This window comes from Flavobacterium sp., from assembly GCF_044371705.1.
GTDB lineage: Bacteria > Bacteroidota > Bacteroidia > Flavobacteriales > Flavobacteriaceae > Flavobacterium.
The window spans coordinates 1-3374 of sequence record NZ_JBILTE010000240.1; the positions used below are offsets into that span (position 1 = coordinate 1).

The following is a 3374-nucleotide window of genomic DNA, read 5'->3' on the forward strand; positions in this document are numbered from 1 at the left end:
CACACCCGGAAAACACTCTTTGATGTGATTCACCACACGAGTCATTCGTTTTTCATACCAATCGTAGGAATACGTTCCGTAATTCAAAACATTGGTACCAAAATGTAAAATAATTAAGTCGTAACCCAATTTCTCTTGAAACTGATGCATTACATCGGGATTAAATAAAGAAATGGGTAAACCGGAATTTCCCCTGCTTGAAAAATTATCTACATGTACACCTTTCCCATCATCAAAATTAAATCCATAAATAGGAATGGAATCTGCTTTTGAAAACTCAGCTTTAAAACTTTTTACTGCTGAAGAATTTAATGAAAGTGTGTTGAGTTTGCGTTCCGGATGCAAGGTATAGGCAATCGAATCTTTGTCTATTCGAACAATTACTTTTCCTTCTTTATTGGAAGAACTTCCGTAAAATAATGTCGGATTATTTAATTGATTAGCGTTTTTTAAGGGACCTGCTTTAAATCGTACCCATGGATTGTAAACAGTATCGTTTGCAAAAAACACATGCCCGTTCACGCCAAATGGTTTTTCCGGACGTTTCACATTCACATAGGAAACTTTTTTCCAATTGGGTGAATATTGGTGCGTAATTGAACTTCGAGAAGCAGCCGATTCTGAGGAAACAGAGACAAAACCTACCCCATTCCCACCAAATTTCGATTGCATTTGTTTACGCAAATCTTGTACAATTAAATCACCATCGGTCATGGAATCCCCAAAATAGGCAATTCGCACATTTCCTGTAGTAGTTGTTTCTAATTGATACAACTTTTCATAAAATGGAATCAGAAATTGATAACCGTTATACGTTTCATAGGTTTCTGTTGGAAAAACAATCCCATCCGTTGGATTGAAAACGATTTCCTTTTTGGCAAAAGTATCTATGGAAGGCACAGCACTTGCCGTTTCAAATGATTCCAATAACAAACTGTCAATCACAACATTTTCTTTGGCAACAGTTACTTCCGAAAATAGTCGTTTGGGTAAAAACTCTTTGAACAACAAAAAACAGACTGCCGCGATGAAAATCACGGCAAAAGTTTGTATAAAATAAGAGACTTTTGTGCTCACGTATCGTTAGAATTACATGCGTTCTGGGACTTCAATTCCCAATAATGAAAAGGCCGATTTAATAGTCTCCCCTACTTTTTGCGACAATTGGACTCTGAATTTTTTTAAATCCAAATCCTGCTCCGGTAAAATAGGAACCGATTGATAAAACGAATTGTATTCCTTTACCAATTCATAGGTATAGTTTGCCACCAAAGCGGGACTGTGTTGCTGTGCTGCATTTTGGATAATTTCCGGATACGTCTCTAATAATTTCAATAATTCTTTCTCTTTTGGATGTAAAGTTTGCAATGCTACTGATTCCGAGTAACTGAAATCTGCTTTACGCAAAATAGATTGGATTCTAGCATAGGTATATTGAATAAACGGACCCGTGTTTCCGGCGAAATCAACGGACTCCTCGGGATTGAAAAGCATCGATTTTTTTGGATCTACTTTCAGCATAAAATACTTCAAGGCTCCTAAGCCAATGATGGTATATAATTTTTGCTTTTCTTCCTCTGAATAGCCCTCTAACTTACCTAATTCTTGTGAAATTTTCGCAGCAGTTTCCGTCATTTCTGCCATCAAATCATCAGCATCTACAACTGTTCCTTCACGCGATTTCATCTTCCCGGAAGGCAATTCAACCATACCGTACGACAAATGATATAAATTTTCAGCCCAATCAAATCCAAGTTTTTTCAAAATCAAAAACAACACCTTGAAGTGATAATCCTGCTCATTCCCAACGGTATACACCATCCCTCCAACATCCGGAAAATCTTTTACCCGTTGAATAGCGGTTCCGATATCTTGTGTCATATAAACAGCCGTTCCATCCGAACGCAAAACGATTTTTCGATCCAACCCGTCTGTGGTTAAATCAATCCAAACCGAACCATCCGGGTCTTTCTCAAAAATGCCTTTCTCCAAACCAAATTGCACGACTTCCTTACCTAAAAGATAGGTGTTACTTTCGTAATAATAACTGTCAAAATTGACCCCTAAATTTTTATAAGTTGACTCAAAACCGTCATACACCCATTGATTCATGGTTTTCCAAAGTTCCATAACTTCCGGTTTTCCGGCTTCCCAATCCAAAAGCATTTGTTGGGCTTCTAAAATGATGGGTGCGTTCTTTTTGGCTTCATCTTCGGTTTGACCTTGAGCCATTAGCTCGCTGATTTCTGCTTTGTATTGTTTGTCAAAAGCTACATAGTAATTCCCAACTAATTTATCGCCTTTTAAACCGGTATTTTCAGGTGTTTCGCCTTTTCCGGATTTCTGCCAAGCCAACATAGACTTACAGATATGAATCCCACGGTCGTTGATGATTTGTGTTTTATAGACTTTCTTACCCGAAGCTTTGATGATCTCAGCCACCGAATAACCCAATAAATTGTTTCGAATATGACCCAAATGCAGGGGCTTATTTGTATTTGGTGAAGAATACTCCACCATCACCGCTTTGGCGTTAGTAGCTGTTTCAACAAATCCAAAAGAAGTATTTTCTTTGATTTCATTGAAAAAATTCACATAATACGCATCTGAAATAACTAAGTTTAAAAACCCGGATACCACATTGAATTTTGCTACATCAGCAACATTTGCAACTAAATAGTTTCCTATTTTGTTTCCAATATCCATTGGGTTTCCTTTAATAACTTTCAATAAAGGAAAAATAACCACCGTACAATCGCCTTCAAAATCCCTACGGGTTGCCTGAAATTCTATTTTGTCAATAGAAACCCCAAACAATTGGTCGATTGCTTGAAGGATGTGCGGCGTAAGGATTTTTTGTACGTTCATCAGTATTTATTTTAAGCGTGCAAAGATACTGATTCTCACAAAAGCGAACAACAGAGATTGGATAATATTTGCAAAGAAAAAAGGAGATTTTTTAGAGGATTTTAAACTAAAAAAAGTGACTATTTTTGAACGTAAATTATAACGGATGAAAAAATTATTTTTACTATTCATTATTACAAGTTTTGTATCATGCGATGATGCACACTATTACAGAACATTCGACTATAAAACGATGGAGTTTATTGACCCCATAGAAAAGAATGACCATTGTGTAAAGTTAATAAGCAAAACAGCAGATAAAATCGAGCTTGAAGTTATTTATGCTTATAACAAAGTCAAAAGAACTTATATTAAGAAAGACGGTTATTGGTACTCCAAATACAAATATAAAACAGTACCTGTTACAGGATATGCCGTGAAGTATGGAGAAAATTACGAAGTTGAATATTATATTTTTGAGGATTATATAGTTTATTTAAAAGACAATATTTATCGTTATGTAGATT

Annotated in this window: 3 protein-coding genes; 1 reads left to right on the forward strand and 2 read right to left on the reverse strand. The window is 36.0% G+C overall.

What is annotated here, in order from left to right; all coding sequences use genetic code 11:
• Together ACIQ2S_RS12280 and argS are read right to left on the reverse strand one after the other, a co-directional pair.
• Positions 1 to 1038, reverse strand: a 1038-nt coding sequence (locus tag ACIQ2S_RS12280; protein ID WP_396176405.1) for a hypothetical protein, incomplete at its 3' end; no start/stop codon positions are given.
• Positions 1039 to 1089: 51 nt separating this feature from the next.
• Positions 1090 to 2868 carry an arginine--tRNA ligase gene (argS, locus tag ACIQ2S_RS12285; RefSeq protein WP_396176407.1) on the reverse strand — a complete coding sequence of 593 codons (1779 nt, stop codon included), beginning with the start codon at positions 2866 to 2868 and terminating at the stop codon, positions 1090 to 1092.
• Between the two features lie 145 nt (positions 2869 to 3013).
• Between argS and ACIQ2S_RS12290 the strand changes: the two genes are divergently transcribed.
• On the forward strand, positions 3014 to 3374 hold a 361-nt coding region (locus ACIQ2S_RS12290; RefSeq protein ID WP_396176409.1), incomplete at its 3' end, for a hypothetical protein.